Below are 16,268 nucleotides of genomic sequence, written 5' to 3' on the forward strand. Positions count from 1 at the left end.
TAAATAACACTGAGCAATATGAAACCATACGTTATTTGTCACATGCTTTGTTCAATTGACGGCAGGATCATTACAGACAACTGGAAGCCGTTTAAAGGAGCTGAATTGTATGAGCAGACAGGAGGGAAACATGAAAACGCAGATGCCTGGTTCTGTGGAAGAGTAACAATGGAACAACATTTTGCGGCTGAATTGCCAGACTTATCATCCTTTGAAAAGATACAGGACAAAACGGACTTCATCGCTGACGCCAGGGCAGCGTCTTACGTAATAGCACTCGATGCTTCGGGTAAACTCGGATGGGATTCCAACGACCTGGACGGAGACCGGCTGATTGTTGTACTGACAGAAAAGGTAGCACCCGAATACCTGGGTTACCTACAGTCAAAAGGTATTTCTTACCTGTTTGGCGGCACTACTTCCGTTGATCTTTCGCTTATCCTGAACAAGCTGCAACAACATTTTAATATCAACAAAATAATGCTGGAAGGTGGTGGTGGCGTAAATGGATCATTCCACGCTGCCGGATTGATAGATGAATTCAGCATCCTCTATTATCCTATTGCGGATGGTAGTGACACTGCTACACTCAATGATACCGGACTTCCCACCGTTGAAACCATCCCTTACAAACATCTGAAACTGATCCATCTGCAACAAATGACAGATGACGTGGTGTGGATAAAATATAAAGTATTAAAATAAAGCGTGGCGACTGAAGGGAAAACATTGAAGAACATCAATAAATTTTTCTTCTCTGCGGCGCAAAATATTTATTTTTACGCCTCAAATGAAGCAACCAGAACTATCCCGGCGCATTAGTCTGTTACAGGCTACTGCTATTAATATGACAGACATGGTGGGCATAGGCCCATTTATAGTATTGAGTGTGGTGGCTGAGACCATGCGTGGTCCGGGCTTTCTGTACGCCTGGATAGCCGGGGCAGTACTGTCGTTTATCGACGCCATGGTTTGGAGTGAGCTGGGAGCTACTTTCCCTAAAGCAGGCGGTAGTTATAACTTCCTGAAAGAAGGCTTCGGCCCCAAAACAGGGAAGCTCATGAGTTTCCTGTTTGTATGGCAGACCATGATCCAGGCGCCCCTTGTCATCGCTTCGGCTGCTATTGGCTTTGCACAATACGCAGGGTATATATTTCCGTTAGGCTTCTGGGGCATAAAGGCTGTCAGCGGTGGTATGGTACTACTGATTGTTTTCCTGCTGTACCGCAATATCGAAACCATTGGCAGGATCAGTGTATTGCTGTGGATGGGGGTACTTGTTACCATGGTCTGGATCATCGGTGGAGGAATAGTACACGGCAATTTCCTAGATCCCATTAAACATATCAACGACGGGCTGAAACTCAATTCTGCATTTGCAGCCGCTCTGGGTTTTGCCAGCGTAAAGACCATTTACAGTTACCTCGGTTATTATAACATCTGTCACCTGGGTGGAGAAATCAGGCAGCCGGAAAAGAATATTCCCCGCAGTATGCTGATTTCCATCGCAGGTATCACTGTACTGTACCTGTGTATGAACATCAGTGTGGCATCGGTATTACCCTTCGACCGGGTAGAGAGCAGCCCCTTCGTAGTAAGTGAGTTCATCGAAGTACTGGGAGGACCCACTGCCGCCAAAATTGCCACTATCCTGATCCTCTGGGTGGCTTTTGCGTCTGTCTTCTCGGCTACCCTGGGTTACAGCCGTATTCCTTATGCCGCTGCACAGGATGGCGCTTTCTTTAAGGTATTTGCACGTCTTCACCCTACGAAAAATTTCCCTTATGTATCGCTGCTTTTCTTAGGAGCAGTGGCGTTTATATTCAGTCTCTTATTCAAGATCAAAGAAGTCATCAGCGCTATCCTCGCCATGCGCATTATGATACAGTTCATTGCCCAGGCGGTGGGACTCATACTACTCAGCAGAAGACAGGGAAGGGATTTCTTCAAATGGCATATGCCTTTATATCCGCTGCCTGTAATTCTCGCTATCATGATCTGGATAGGCATTTTCATCTCTACCGGACTGCATATGATGCTGGCCGGCGTCACGGTGACAATGGCAGGTATCATTGTTTATATTATTAAGTCAAGGCTGCAGAAAAGGATGTTATAACGGTTATAATAGCGGTTGACCAGCAAGGATGACTTCGATGAAAGCAGTCCTTTAATTTTCTAAAATGATTACATTTATCCTCGCTAGAGGATTACGTCAACCAAAAAGACCAGCATGAAAGCAGTAAAAACAGCTGCCACTGCTTCCCATACGGCATCTCCCCACGAAGAACTTTGGAATAGCTTCCGGCAAGGCAGCCGGGAGGCCTTTGCCCGCATCTACCACGACCATGTGGATAATCTGTACCACTACGGCGTTCACCTTTGCGGCGATGGTGAACTGGTCAGGGACTGCCTCCAGGAGCTTTTTCATGACCTCTGGCAAAGCCGGGAACATTTGTCAGAACAGCTCCTCAACATCCGCTATTACCTGCTTAGCAGCCTGCGTCGCCGCCTCTTGCGTACCCTGGAAAGAGACCGCCGCTCCCGGGTTGAAACAACAGAGATACCTTTCGACTTCGAACTGATCCCCAGCCCGGAACACGCAATTATACAGGATGAAAGGCAGCAGGAACAGGTAAGACAACTGCATTCAGCCCTCAACGCTCTTCCTCGCAGACAACGGGAGGCCATCTACCTGCGCTTCTTTCATGAGCTTTCCTACGAGGAAGTGGCAGATATGATGTCCATGAAGGTCGACTCCGTCTACAATATCATTTCCAGGGCCATCGGCGTACTCAGGAAAACGTTGCCTCCGGCTGTACTACTGCTTTTAATGCAACCCGGGAAGTAAGCCCCGCCACCCGTCTGAAAATAATTTCAAAAAAAGTTGCCCGAAAGTGATGAGATTCCTCCCACCCTTGTCTCTTTATATAAAAGCGACCATTTGCAGCAGTACCATTTATATACCGCCCGTGACTTTGCCCTCGATGAATACTTTCAGGAGTGGGTGCTGCGACCGGATGTAAAAAACACTTATTACTGGGACACCTGGTTGAAACTACATCCCGAAAAACAGGAAGCCGTGGATATGGCTATTCAGCTGGTGAAATCTATTCACTTCCGGGGCTATCAGATGACTGCTGCCGACAAAGAACAGCTATGGGAGAATATATGGGACAGTATTGCTGCAGATGATATAAACGCCCTATCCTCCACGCCTGCCCCTGCAGCCAGCCGCTTTCGGATCTTTTCATGGAAGTATGCCGCTGCCATTTTATTGTTCATACTTCTGGGCATACTCTGGTTGTTTATGAGAACACCGCCATTCCATACGGTTACTGCCACCGTAGCCACGCAGCCCGGACAAACGAAAAGACTGCTTTTACCTGATAGCTCTGAAGTGTTCCTGAATGCCAGCTCCCGCCTGCTCTACACCCAGAAGGAGCGTCTTGTACGGGAAGTTTGGCTGGATGGTGAAGCATGGTTTCACGTAAAGCACAAGGAAGACAACAGGAGCTTTATTGTACACACCTACGACCACCTGTCAGTTGAAGTATTGGGTACACAATTCAATGTGAACAACTTTGGAAATAAGATAGCGGTCGTATTACAGGAAGGAAGTATCAAACTGAATATTACGGAGCAACAGGGACAGCATGTTACACAACTTTATCTCACGCCGGGAGAAATGCTTCGTTATGACAAAAAAGACGGTGATTATTCCAAAAGCAGGACTGATGCTGAAAAAGTAACTGCCTGGACACACGGACAATTAATAATGGATGAATATACTGTTGCTGACGCTATACAATTTATGCAACAGGTGTTTGACAGGCACGTTACTATAAAAGACCGCCGGTTACTACAGTACAGTGTTTCCGGATCCATGCCGATTATTTACAATGCAGACACGATGTTAATGCAGTTTGAAAAGGCCTTCAATGTACGCTTTGACAAACGCGATGATACAAACCACGTAAGGGAAAACTGATACCCGGATTTTTTATTAACCAAAATTAAATCGCACATGAAAACAAATTTACGTGTGCTGCTGATGCATGCCCTTGTGTCAGGCGCCCTATGCTCGCATGCGCTGGCCCATAGTCCAGATGCCACACCGGCCCTGCATTTGCTGAAACAGCAGGATAACATATCCATCAGGCAGTTATTCCGGCAAACGGAAATAAAATTCGGCGTTTCCATTGCCTACAAAAGTGAACTGATCACAGATCAGAAAGCCAGCGTCGATATCGCCTCCTGCAGGTCGCCGGAAGAAGCGCTCGAAAAAACACTGGCCCCCTTTAACCTGTCTTTCGAAAAAGTACGTGACAAATTTTATCTCGTTAAAGCAAAGGAGGCCTCGCCGGTTACCATCGTCATGACCACTCAGCGACCCGTGCGCGGAAAAGTCACTGATGTAAAAGGCGCAGCATTGCCCGGCGTAACTGTTCGCGTCAAGGGCACAAACACCGGCGCCGTAACAGCTGCCGATGGCACCTATACAGTCAATGTTCCAGGTACAGGGAATGACATACTCGAAGTAACCTTGGTCGGTTACCAGTCGCAGGAGATCCCTGTCGGTACACAATCTGAAGTCAATATTACACTTTCAGAAAACACCAGTAACCTCAACGAAGTGATCGTAACCGGTTATACCGCACAACGTAAAAAGGACCTCACGGGCGCTGTTACAGTTGTAGATATCGGCGAGATGGTCAAACAGCCTTCCGGACAGGTCACCAGCCAGTTACAGGGGCAGGCTTCCGGTGTGACCGTCATCGGTTCCGGACAACCAGGCCAGGAACCTGTGGTACGCATCCGCGGTGTGAACACCTTTGACAACAACACGCCGCTATACGTAGTAGATGGTGTGCCCACACAAAGCATCAATGACCTCAACCCCAATGATGTAGCTTCGATGCAGGTATTGAAAGATGCAGGTGCTGCCTCCATCTACGGCTCACGTGCTTCAAACGGTGTCATCATCATTACCACCAAAAAAGGCAGTGGCAAGGTAAAGATCAGGTACGACGCCTATTATGGCCGTCAGTACCCTAAGGGCGGTAACGTGTGGCATACACTCAATTCGCAGGAAATGGCCAATCTCCGCTGGTTGCGTTATAAGAACACCGGTATGCCACTGAGTGATACATTGTATGGAAACGGCGCTACTCCCGTATTACCAGATTACATACAACCTGTAGGATTAAAGGAGGGCGATCCACGTGTCAATCCCGACCTCTATTATGTCAATCCCAATTACACTGACCAGGACGACTACAACAGTTTCTACTATATAACAAAGGCGAATAAAGCAGGCACTGACTGGTTTCATGAGATCTTCAATCCTGCGTCCATGACAAGTCATAATCTATCTGTAAGTGGTGGTACAGACAAAGGTAGTTACCTGTTCTCGCTGAACTATTTCAATCAGCAGGGTACATTAATGAACACTTATCTCAAAAGATATATCATCCGTTCCAACAGCCAGTTTAGCATCAGCAGGAATATCCGGATAGGAGAAAACCTTTCCTTCTCCATTACCGATAATCCCACTGTAGACCTGCTTACATCCAGTGGTACGGTAGGCATGGCTTTACGTGAGCAACCCATTATCCCTGTATATGACATTAAAGGGAATTTCGGAGGCTCCAATGGCCTGGGCCTGGGTGATGCCATGAACCCGGTTGCCATGCAGTACCGCACCAGGAATGACCGCGGACAGGTGAACAGGGTATTTGGAAATATCTATGCAGATATCGACTTCCTTCGCCACTTCACTTTCCACACCAGCTTCGGCGGCGAGGTGAACTCCGGATGGCGGCACAACTTCACATATCCGCAATATGAGAATAAAGAGAACGCAGGAGTGAACGCCTATACAGAATCCAGCAATTTCGAACATAACTGGACATGGACAAATACACTGAACTATCACAATAGTTTTAACACCGTACATAACCTCAATATACTGGTAGGTGCGGAAGCCTATGATGAACGCTCACGCCAGCAGGTAGGTACTACACAGGACTTCTTCATTTTCGATCCTGATTATGTAGACAATGGTACGGGCTCCGGCGGACAGGTCATCACAGCCACCCGCTATTCTGCAGGCCTCTTATCACTCATCGGCAGAATAGACTATAACTTTAGGGATAAATATTTGTTGAGTGGTACCCTGCGGCGCGACGGTTCCTCCAAATTCGGCACTAACAATCGTTATGGTCTCTTCCCGGCTGCCAGTGCAGGATGGCGGATCTCGCAGGAACCTTTTATGAAAGACATCCACTGGCTGACAGACCTGAAGATCCGCGGAGGATGGGGCATTATGGGTAATCAGCTCAGCCTTACTCCCGGTAATGCCTTTACACTGTATGGCGGTAACAAGAATACGTCCTTCTATGACCTCCTGGGAACAAACAACAGTATTGTACTGGGCTTCCAGCAGGTGCAGATCGGCAACCCGGATGCGAAGTGGGAAAGCGATATCAATACCAACATCGGCTTTGACGCTACCCTCTTTGGCGGAAAGCTGGAAGTATCCGCAGATTATTACCAGAAAAACATCAAAGACCTGCTCTATAACAGCGAGCTGCCCGGTACTTATGGCACCGCACCGGCCCCCTACTCTAATGTGGCCAACATGAAGAATAAGGGGATAGACCTTACCATTGCCAGCCATACAACTATTACCAGAGATCTCAAGTTTGATGCCACCGTTACCTTTACGACCTTTAAGAACAGGATCGTAAAAATAGCGCAAGGTGTAGATTACTTCGACAGGGATCCCCGCAACTTCTCGGAAAGCATCATCCGTAATGCGGTAGGACAGCCTATTTCCAGTTTCTATGGTTATAAGATCAATGGCTTCTGGAACAGTCAGAGCGAAATAGATAAAGCCGATCAATCAGCACAGTCGGCCACCGGCGACCCTTCTGCCAGCTTCCAGGAAGATGCAGCTCCCGGTCGTTTCAGGTATACAGACATTAACAAGGACGGTGTGATCAATGCGGATGACCGTACTTTCCTTGGCAATCCAAATCCGAAAGTATCATATGGTATTAACCTGGGATTGACCTACAAACGGTTTGACTTCAGCATGTTCCTGTTCGGCGTACAGGGCAATGAGATCTGGAACCAGGTGAAATGGTGGACAGACTTTTCTTCCTCCTTTGATGGCGCCAAGAGCAAAACGGCTTTGTATGAATCCTGGCTGCCAGACCGGATGAACGCCAAAGCACCCATACAGGAGGGTGAAGGCTCTTTTAGCACCAATGCCGTTCCCAACTCTTACTATGTAGAAAACGGGGCTTACCTGCGCTGCAAGAACTTGCAGCTGGGATATACCTTCCCTCAACAGCCGGGTGGCAGATGGCATATAGAAAGACTTCGCATTTATGTACAGGCGGCTAACCTGTTCACCATTACAAAGTACTCAGGGATTGATCCGGAAATAGGCGGCGGCGATGTAAGGAGCTTCGGCATTGATGAAGGCACTTATCCCAGTCAGCGGCAATTCCTGGCAGGTCTTAATCTTACTTTCTGATGTTAAACTTGAAAACCATGAAACTGAATAAACATATAGCGACACTCTTCATAGCAGGCATTGGCGTAAGTGCTCCTTCCTGCAGCAAATTTCTCGACAGGGTGCCGCCTTCATCTTTAAAGGAAGAGCTGATAGCCAATAAAAAAGGCGTCAATGCTTTACTGGTAGGTGCTTATGGGGCACTCGACGGACAGGACTTCACCGGTGGCGATATGACCAATCTCTCTGGCGGCGCTGGTTACGCCGTATCGCCGGACAATTGGATCTATGGCAGCGTATGTGGCGGTGATGCCCACAAAGGGAGTGATCATTTTGATTCCCCGCCCACTCTGGACCTCGCCCGTTTCAGTGCAGGCGCGACGAACAGTTTCCTGAACGATAAATGGCGGGTAGACTATGAAGGTGTGACCCGCTGTAATTCGGTACTGAAACTGTTAGCTCAGGCAACCGATATGACAGATGCCGAAAAGACAGAAGCGGCAGCAGAAGCACGATTCCTGCGGGGCCATTACTATTCTGATCTTAAAAAGATGTTCAACATGGTGCCCTGGATAGATGAAACTACCACAGACATGAAGACGCCAAATGACAAAGACATCTGGCCTCAGATAGAAGCCGATTTCAAATTCGCCATGGACAACCTTGCTCTTACACAAACTGAAGTTGGAAGACCCAATAAATGGGCAGCAGCCTGTTACCTGGCCAAGACATATATGTTCGGGCGCAAATACACAGACGCGAAACCACTGTTCGACCAGATCATTACCCAGGGTATTACGTCCCGGGGCGATCGTTACGCCTTGAGAGATCGTTTTGAAGATAACTTCGACGCTGCTACAGAGAACACGTCTGAATCTGTTTTTGCAATACAGTTTAACGCCAATGACAATTCAGGCACTTCCGCCAATGCCAACCAGGGGCAGATGCTGAACTATCCGTACAACGGTCCATTCAGCTGCTGCGGATTTTTCCAGCCTACACAAGATCTTGTGAACTCCTATATTACCGATCCTCAGGGGCTTCCCTTCCTGGATAGCTATAACACGCACAATGTGAATACAGAAACGGTAGATCCACGCCTGGACTGGACAGTAGGCCGTCAGGGCATTCCCTATCTTGACTGGGGTGTACACCCGGGCGATACCTGGATAAGGGAAGCCTCTACAGCCGGTCACTATTCTCCCAAAAAGAATGTATACTGGCAGGCTACCCAGGACAAATATTACGATCCCCGCGGATGGGCGCCAGGCAATGCTATCAACTACAACCTGATCCGCTATGCCGACGTATTGCTCCTGGCGGCGGAGTGCGAAGCACAACTGCAAAACTTTGATGCAGCAGAAACATATGTAAACATCGTACGGCAACGTGCGGCTCAACCGGCAAGTGCTATTTACAGGTACAAGAACAACAATGCCCCTATGGATGGCTTTTCTAACGTGCCTGCGGCCAATTATAGGGTCGCCCCTTACCCCACAGGCTCCTTTGCAGTAAAAGGTCAGGAATACGCCTTAAAAGCCATTTATTTTGAACGCAAGCTGGAGCTGGCAATGGAAGGTCACCGTTTCTTTGACCTCGTACGCTGGGGTGTGGCTGACCAGGTGCTGAATGCATTCTTCGCTTTTGAAGGTGCACTGACATTAGATGTACAAGGGGCCGGTTTTGTGAAGGGAACGAACGAATACTTTGCCATTCCTCAGCGGCAGATAGATCTCTCAATGAATGGAAGTACAAAAACGCTGAAACAGAATAACGGATACCATTGACAGGATATGGTTGGCTGGTGCCCTCCCTTTACAATTGAAAAAGGCTTTCAGGCGTGTGCCTGAAAGCCTTTTGGTTATTTAGCCGATAAGTTGCGAATGTTCACACAGTCCTGCATTTAAGCACACTTGCCAAACATTGATTTCCTGTTGTAGCGCATAAAGGCTCAGACTTTTTTTGTGTGTTCCATTACGGGTTTAATAAGTGATCTTTTTATGCACTGCGCCTTTTTCATCATAAAAAAGGATCTCTGGTTCATTTTTCTCATTAACGATCATTTCCAGGCGTATTCTGCCCCTATCATCACGTACAAAAACGCCAGTTCTTTGTCCCTGCTGACCGGCAAACATGCGTGTATAACCGAAAAAGCCTTCCTTTTTAAGTTGTTCCAGTATGCTGTTCTGTTCCTGAACATCTTTTACATTCTTACGAATCGAGTCAATTTTATCCATTGTCATATTAAGGGGAAATTCGGGGCGCTCATAAACACTTAGTCCTTTTGTATGGTTGCCGTTCTCCCGTTGAATATAAGATAACTGTACCACCTGGTCTTGTTTGTATTTATCGAATGTCATACTCAATTCATTCTGCCCTTTGCCGTTCTTACCGTTTCCGGAATATACCAGACCACCGCACTCCTCTCCTTCTGTATTGTAAAACATCAGGCCTGATTCATCTCCTCCCTGGCGAGTTAATTGTTTGCCATTAATAACGGCAAACGGAAGATGTTTTTTGCTGAACAGCGAAAGTTTAACGGTACCGTCAGGTTCTACAATTTCGATCCTTTCAGCGCGTAGACTTTTCACGATGTCGTCCTGGACAGATTTGCGGAAGCCATAGCCAATGAGTGCGAATATCAGAACGGATGTGGCAATAACATATATACGAAAATAGTTCATCTGGCGACGTAGGCGTAGTACTTCACGGTGGATGTCCTGCATGGTTTGAAATGGGTTTGGTTGTTAATGTGTCTGTGGTAAATTAATAAAAGTCGGGAAATACTGGTCGACTAAGTGTTATATTTCAGGCGACAAAGCGTTTTATTGTTTACCCAGGTAAAGAACGCTTTCCGTCGTCGAATGGAGTGAACATTTTGCCCCTGACTGACATGATGGAGGAAATACGGCGAATGAGGCAATGAGGATGAATTAGCGTCATCAAAAAAGGGTGCCTTTCGACACCCTCTTTACTTATATCTTCAATTCCCCTACTTATTAAGATTCGGATTATTCTGTTCTTCCGCCTGCGGCACCACAAAAATATAATAAGGACTATTCGGCACAAAGTTACTCTGATCAGAAAAACTGAGTGCTGTATGATATCTCGCATTCACCTGTTTGGTAGTACCATCTGGTGTTACTACAGTCACCTTGATATCGTCGCCGTTTGCATCTACATAAGGTTTACGCACAACAGGCAACTGATTGCGGATAATATCAGACAAACCAAACCCTTCACCCCACAATTCTTTTCTTCTTTCTACCAGGATCTCTTTTATCAGGTTCTCCTGCGTAGCTCCTGCTGGTTCAAATATTTTGGCGCCTCTTGCTGTACGGAGCTGATTTAACGCATTGATGCCTTCAGTAAGATTGCCGGCCCGTGCATAACCTTCTGCTTTGATCAATATAGCTTCTGCACTTCTCATCAACACCAGGTCTGCCGTCTGATCTGCCCTGAATTTAAACTTCCTGTATTGCAGGAATCCTTCCCTGGCTGCTGCGGAACCGTCCCACGAAAAAAGTGTTTTACGTATATCACCAGCGTCAAAGAGCTCTGCAAAAAAAGGATCGGCCATAAAGCTATAATAGTAGGAGGATGCGGAGGATACATCCAGGAAATGAAAGCTGTAACTGCCATCACTCTGGCTCGGTATTTCGGTATGCCCCCAGATCCATTCAGAGTTGCCGACATCATTGAAACCTTTGCTGTATTCAGCTGGCGCCATTAATGGATAGTTGCGTTGTGCTTCATCTGCTGCGGCTGCAGCCAGGGTCCACCTACCGGTGTTTAAGTAGGCACGTGCCAGCAAACCGTTCACAACATCTGCATTGATCTTGTATTTAGCCGGGCGCTCGTAATTAGTCAGCAATTCTTTTGCCTGCAACAGATCAGAAAAAATCAGTTCATAGATCTCTTTCAGCGAGGCTTTAGGATTGCCCTGCGTCGCTGCTGTTGTTGGTGTGGTGTAAATAGGCGCTGTTTTGGCCAGAGAATCTTTCAGGAATGAGAACTGATAAAAGGAGGCAATGGTCAGATACGTATGGGCTCTCAATGCCAGCGCCTGTCCTTTGAGTACCTTCTTCGCAGTAGCGTCACCGTCTACCCTATCGGCATTAGCAATGATGATATTGCTATTATTGATAATCTTGTAGAGTTGTCCCCATATAGCACTTACACGAGCTTGCGTCTTATCGTTCATTTGCGTAAAACGGTATGCCGTAGGGAAACCATATTTGGTAGTGATCAATGCTACATCATTCGCCATCGCATCGCTGGTAAGTGCGATGGTCTTGAAGCCCGGATTACTAAAGGTACCGCCATAAAAATCATCCATCATAGCTGCCCAGGTACCTTCTGAAATAGTACTGAGATTATCCACATTCTTCAGTACAATATCCTCAGATACTGCATTGGATGGAGCAGTGTCCAGTTGCTTGTTGCAGGCTGATAAACCAATGATCAGCGCTGCTGTATATGTATAAATTCTGCTTGCTTTCATTTTCATTCAATATTAACGTTACACATTAGAGTCCTATCTGTACACCCAGCGAGAATGTCTTCATTGCGGGATACTGATAGTAAGTGGTACCATCTATGGACTGTTCCGGGTCCATACCCTGGTGACCGTAAAAGGTAAGCAGGTTTTCACCCAGGGCATATACCTTCAGGCTTCCAATACCCATACGGGACAACAGCTGTGCGGGCAATGAATATCCCAGTGAGACCGTTTTGAGACGTGCATAAGTAGCACTGTACAGGAATCGTGTAGAAGTGGACGTCCAGTTCAGGTTATCAGTTGTAAGTCTTGGTACATCGGTGTTGGTATGCTCAGGCGTCCAGCGTTCCAATAATTCTGTAGACCAGTTACGACCAGGACTTGCAGCACCGCTTAACAGAGATACATAATCAAGGTCCAGTACTTTACCACCGATGCTGTACGCTAATAAGAATGACAGCTCAACATTTTTATAGTTAAGCGTATTGGTGAAGCCTCCCGTTACATCCGGCAAAGCAGAACCGGCATAGTACTGGGTAGCAGCAGCATAGTTGGTAGTAGTTACTTTCTTACCGTCTGCACCGGTCTGATACCAAAGCGGGTTACCGGTTTTTGCATCTACCCCCGCCCATTCACGCAGGTAGAATTCATAAATGGAACTGCCCACCATCAGTTTTTTAGTGCCACTGATAATTTCCTTCTGTGGCAGCTCTGTAATCTTGTTTTTGTTATGCGCTACATTTAGTCCGATATTCCATTTGAAATCGCGGGTGCGCACTGGTATCACATTCAGCTCCAGCTCCACACCGGTGTTACGCAGGGCTCCGATATTCGCGCTGATAGATCCGAAGCCGGTAGATGGCGCCATAGGCTTTGCATACAAAAGATCCTTGCTGGTCCTGTTATAATAGTTGATGGTACCATACAACCTATTGTCAAACAATCCGAAATCGAGTCCTATGTTCAGGTTAAGATTGCTTTCCCATTTCAGGCCTGGTGTAGCCAGCCTGGACGTGATAACGCCTCCGTTACCCAGGTTGTTCTTGATATCAAAAAGCGCCAGATATGCATAGTAGCTACTCAGATTGTCATTGCCGGAAGCGCCATAGCTACCTTTTAGTGTCAGTGCATTCAGCCAGCTGACAGAGCGAAGGAATGCTTCTTCCGAGATGCGCCAGGATGCGCCGGTAGACCAGAAAGTACCCCAACGGGAATCGGGAGAGAAACGGGAGGAACCATCCCTTCTCACTGAAGCAGTGATATAATATCTGTTCAGGTAATTGTATTGTCCCTGGCCAAAGAAACTCAGTTTTGTATAGTTGTCTGAAATGCCTGAAAAATCATTCAGCTGAGAAGCTGCCGCTGGCTCGTACAAGTCAGGTAGTGCAAACTTCTGCCGGCTGCCGCTCTGGGTGCTGGAATTGAAATAATAATATTCATGTCCTGCCAGCAGGTTAAGATGATGACCGCTCGGGAGGTCTATGTCGTATGTAAGAATATTATTCCAGGTATAGATCAGTTTTCTGCCATTGCCTTTGCTGATAGTACCTCCGATCTCGGCGTCCCCACCTACTATAGGATTGGTATACACCAGCGAATTGTTGTTGACGTAATCGATATTATAACTGGTTTTGAATTTCAGTGTTTTAATAATCGAGGCCTCGAGGAATGTTCTTGCAGAAACATTCTCATTGGTATACCTGTTTTTATCCAGCGGCAGGGAACCGATCAGATTCTCACGGGCAAGCGCTGCGGAAGGACGATAGGCGCCATAATCAAACTGCTTTTGTCCGCTGGCATCCAGCTTATAAGAACCGTCCGCATTACGCTGATAGATGGGATAAAAGCTGGGAACAGTTCTGCCAAACAGCACCACGTTGTCTGTACGTGAATCAGCGGATGTAGGATAATCCTGTGCAGAGCTGGAACCCGTTACATTCAGACCAGCCTTCAGCCATGGCTTTGCCTGCAAGGTGATATTACTTCGCACATTATAACGTTTGAAGCCGGAACCCATGTAAGCACCTTCATTATTGACATAGCCACCGCTGACATAGTAAGTAGATTTGTCACTCCCACCACTGAAGCTGAGCTGTGCCTGTGTATATTTTCCGGATTGCTGTATACCTTTTTCCCAGTCATCATTCCATAAAGGCCTCGCTCCTGCTACAATTTTGCCGTCTGTACCAACGGGCTGAGGAAAGTCAGGACCATATGGATTGATACCCAGATCTGACACGACACGTGCACTGGCTGTAGCCGCCGCCTGTGCCGGCGTTTGTCCGTTCGTCAGTTGCTTGTTACGTAATGCTTCCCAGTAAAGCTGAAAATACTGATCTGTATTGATCTTGTCATAGTCCTCCACAGCGCGGCTGCTCCAACCCTGATTAAATACAGCATTCACTGCCGATTCTCCCTTCTTACCCTGTTTGGTTGTGATGATGATAACGCCATTGGCAGCACGAGAACCATACAAGTTGGCAGCAGCAGCATCTTTCAATACACTGATAGCCGCAATGTCTGCCGCGTTGAGTGCATTAATGTCACCGTCGTACGGCGCGCCATCCACAACGAACAAGGGAGCGCTGGAAGCATTGATAGAGCCAACACCGCGGATACGTATAGTGGAGCTGTTACCCGGTTGTCCATTGGCCGATGTGGTTTGCAGCCCCGTGACTAATCCTTGCAAAGCATTGGTCACATTAGGTGTGAGCCGGTTATTGATCTTCTCTGCACTTACTGTTGATACGGCCCCCGGATATCCCGAACGTTTTACACTTGTGTAAGCCACTGCTACTACTTCGTCCAGCGTAGTATTAGCAGGCTTCAGAAGAATGGTGATATTCGCGTCACCTTCATGTACTTCCGTTTCAACGGTTTCCCTGCCAATGAAGGAAACTGAAAGCACTGTCTTGTTGCCGGGAACATTCAGCTGAAAGCGTCCGTCCTGATCTGTCGCCGTACCAACGGAAGTACGGTTGATCTTGACAGTTACTCCTGGCAATGGCTGCCTGTTTTCTGCAGCCAGTACCTGTCCCTGTACCTGTCTTTGCTGCGCAAAAAGCCCTGTGCTTAATAGCAGCGTAAGCACGAGGGTTACATTTTTCTTGAACATGCGTGTTTAGATTATAAGAATAGAGAAATACATTACCTGGAGGCAATAGTATGTTATTCAGCTGCCGGGTGAAAGCAGCTGGCAATAGTTAAATTTATTATGTGTGTAAATCAGGAAGAGCTACAGTAGCAACTAATGCTTACAGACAAAGATGTTGAATGGAGTAAAGTTGATAAAAGTACAGCTGGTTTCATATAATCCTGGTTCTTGTCGTTTATCCCAGTCATTGCTGAAATAACATATCGGGCACTGCAAAAATAGGATAAATTAATAGTCCACCAAAATAGTGGGGTAATATTTTCAGCTAATTTCAAACTTCTTATCTTGAGTGATAGAGGCAGGATTTATAATACCGAGCGTTAGTTTCGGATCATTTAAAAGAAAAGAATTGACTGCTTTATTTTCGTCTTCGTCACAATGAAGGTTAACTAATCAGCCTACTTATGTGTTCCTCACAATTTCCCAAAACACAATCGGCCTCCTATCTCTGAACCCTAGTCGCTCATACACCTTCCTTGCCCGCTCGTTATTCGTCAGGAAATGTAAATACAACGCATTGCCCTCCGCTACTTGCTTATTCACAATATGTGCTACCAGCTGTTGCGCATATCCTCTGCCTGTAAATTCCGGGTGTGTGCATACAGCGCTCACTTCTACCAATCCAGTTATCTTCGTACGTTCACCCGCGATAGCAACAAGCTGTCCTTCCTGATATATGCCATAGTAAGTCCCCAGTAAAGGTGTATGCTTATAAAAGAATCCCGGCTGCACGAGATTGACAAGCGCCAGCATTTCTTCAACATTGTCCAGTTGAACTACATCGGGGCTGGCAACGGACGTTGGTTCATCGCATATCATCTGTATACAATCCAGTTGCCGGAGCAGCGTCCAGTTGGATGGTAAAACAGGTAGCTCGCCTATCATGATCATTTTCTCCCCTACAGCTGTCCAGGGTAATATTTCATTCAGATCAGCGCGCAGTGGATCGGCACATCCCACAAATTGCAGCGTATCGGCAGGATAGCGCTGAACGCGTTCAGTTCCCTGTGCAAATGCTTTATGCGTTGTTTGTAAGGCGTGCCATACCGGGTTATCTAATGCAGCATAGTTATGCATGGTACAGATTGAGC

General features: G+C 46.9%; 10 protein-coding genes. 6 read left to right on the top strand and 4 right to left on the bottom strand.

Features of this window, described 5'->3' with window-relative positions:
• Positions 1–18: 18 nt before the first annotated feature.
• The 6 genes from L3C95_RS09995 (at position 19) to L3C95_RS10020 (ending at position 9,309) form a co-directional block, all read left to right on the top strand.
• Positions 19–705: a RibD family protein gene (locus tag L3C95_RS09995; protein ID WP_236386620.1), complete on the top strand. Its 687-nt coding sequence runs from the start codon at positions 19–21 to the stop codon at positions 703–705.
• Positions 706–790: 85 nt separating this feature from the next.
• Entirely contained in the window at positions 791–2,116 is a 1,326-nt protein-coding gene (locus L3C95_RS10000) for an APC family permease (RefSeq protein WP_236386617.1), read from the top strand.
• 114 nt (positions 2,117–2,230) lie between these two features.
• On the top strand, positions 2,231–2,848 hold the full coding sequence (locus L3C95_RS10005) for an RNA polymerase sigma factor (protein WP_236386615.1): 618 nt from the start codon (positions 2,231–2,233) through the stop codon (positions 2,846–2,848).
• A gap of 93 nt (positions 2,849–2,941) precedes the next feature.
• A complete protein-coding gene (locus L3C95_RS10010; protein WP_236386612.1) occupies positions 2,942–3,988 on the top strand; it encodes a FecR family protein in 1,047 nt (348 codons plus the stop codon).
• Between the two features lie 36 nt (positions 3,989–4,024).
• Positions 4,025–7,543, top strand: coding sequence for a SusC/RagA family TonB-linked outer membrane protein (locus tag L3C95_RS10015; RefSeq protein WP_236386610.1), 3,519 nt, complete (start codon positions 4,025–4,027; stop codon positions 7,541–7,543).
• Positions 7,544–7,560: 17 nt separating this feature from the next.
• A complete protein-coding gene (locus L3C95_RS10020) occupies positions 7,561–9,309 on the top strand; it encodes a RagB/SusD family nutrient uptake outer membrane protein (protein WP_236386608.1) in 1,749 nt (582 codons plus the stop codon).
• A gap of 195 nt (positions 9,310–9,504) precedes the next feature.
• On the opposite strand, the gene L3C95_RS10025 is transcribed toward L3C95_RS10020, so the two are convergent.
• The 4 genes from L3C95_RS10025 to L3C95_RS10040 form a co-directional block, all read right to left on the bottom strand.
• Positions 9,505–10,248: a hypothetical protein gene (locus L3C95_RS10025; RefSeq protein WP_236386606.1), complete on the bottom strand. Its 744-nt coding sequence runs from the start codon at positions 10,246–10,248 to the stop codon at positions 9,505–9,507.
• Between the two features lie 266 nt (positions 10,249–10,514).
• Positions 10,515–12,026, bottom strand: a complete 1,512-nt coding sequence (locus L3C95_RS10030; RefSeq protein WP_236386604.1) for a RagB/SusD family nutrient uptake outer membrane protein — start codon at positions 12,024–12,026, stop codon at positions 10,515–10,517.
• A gap of 25 nt (positions 12,027–12,051) precedes the next feature.
• Positions 12,052–15,138, bottom strand: a complete 3,087-nt coding sequence (locus L3C95_RS10035; RefSeq protein ID WP_236386602.1) for a SusC/RagA family TonB-linked outer membrane protein — start codon at positions 15,136–15,138, stop codon at positions 12,052–12,054.
• Between the two features lie 441 nt (positions 15,139–15,579).
• Complete coding sequence (locus tag L3C95_RS10040; protein WP_236386600.1) at positions 15,580–16,254, bottom strand: GNAT family N-acetyltransferase; 675 nt, start codon at positions 16,252–16,254, stop codon at positions 15,580–15,582.
• Between the last annotated feature and the right edge of the window lie 14 nt (positions 16,255–16,268).

Source organism: Chitinophaga filiformis, assembly GCF_021646545.1.
Taxonomy (GTDB): domain Bacteria; phylum Bacteroidota; class Bacteroidia; order Chitinophagales; family Chitinophagaceae; genus Chitinophaga; species Chitinophaga filiformis_A.

What these genes read in the sequence shown, in the direction of transcription:
- L3C95_RS10035 (WP_236386602.1), bottom strand. Translation starts at nt 15,138, where the DNA reads ATGTTCAAGAAAAATGTAACCCTCGTGCTTACGCTGCTATTAAGCACA.
- L3C95_RS10005 (WP_236386615.1), top strand. Translation starts at nt 2,231, where the DNA reads ATGAAAGCAGTAAAAACAGCTGCCACTGCTTCCCATACGGCATCTCCC.
- L3C95_RS10040 (WP_236386600.1), bottom strand. Translation starts at nt 16,254, where the DNA reads ATGCATAACTATGCTGCATTAGATAACCCGGTATGGCACGCCTTACAA.
- L3C95_RS10025 (WP_236386606.1), bottom strand. Translation starts at nt 10,248, where the DNA reads ATGCAGGACATCCACCGTGAAGTACTACGCCTACGTCGCCAGATGAAC.
- L3C95_RS10030 (WP_236386604.1), bottom strand. Translation starts at nt 12,026, where the DNA reads ATGAAAGCAAGCAGAATTTATACATATACAGCAGCGCTGATCATTGGT.
- L3C95_RS10015 (WP_236386610.1), top strand. Translation starts at nt 4,025, where the DNA reads ATGAAAACAAATTTACGTGTGCTGCTGATGCATGCCCTTGTGTCAGGC.
- L3C95_RS10020 (WP_236386608.1), top strand. Translation starts at nt 7,561, where the DNA reads ATGAAACTGAATAAACATATAGCGACACTCTTCATAGCAGGCATTGGC.
- L3C95_RS10000 (WP_236386617.1), top strand. Translation starts at nt 791, where the DNA reads ATGAAGCAACCAGAACTATCCCGGCGCATTAGTCTGTTACAGGCTACT.
- L3C95_RS09995 (WP_236386620.1), top strand. Translation starts at nt 19, where the DNA reads ATGAAACCATACGTTATTTGTCACATGCTTTGTTCAATTGACGGCAGG.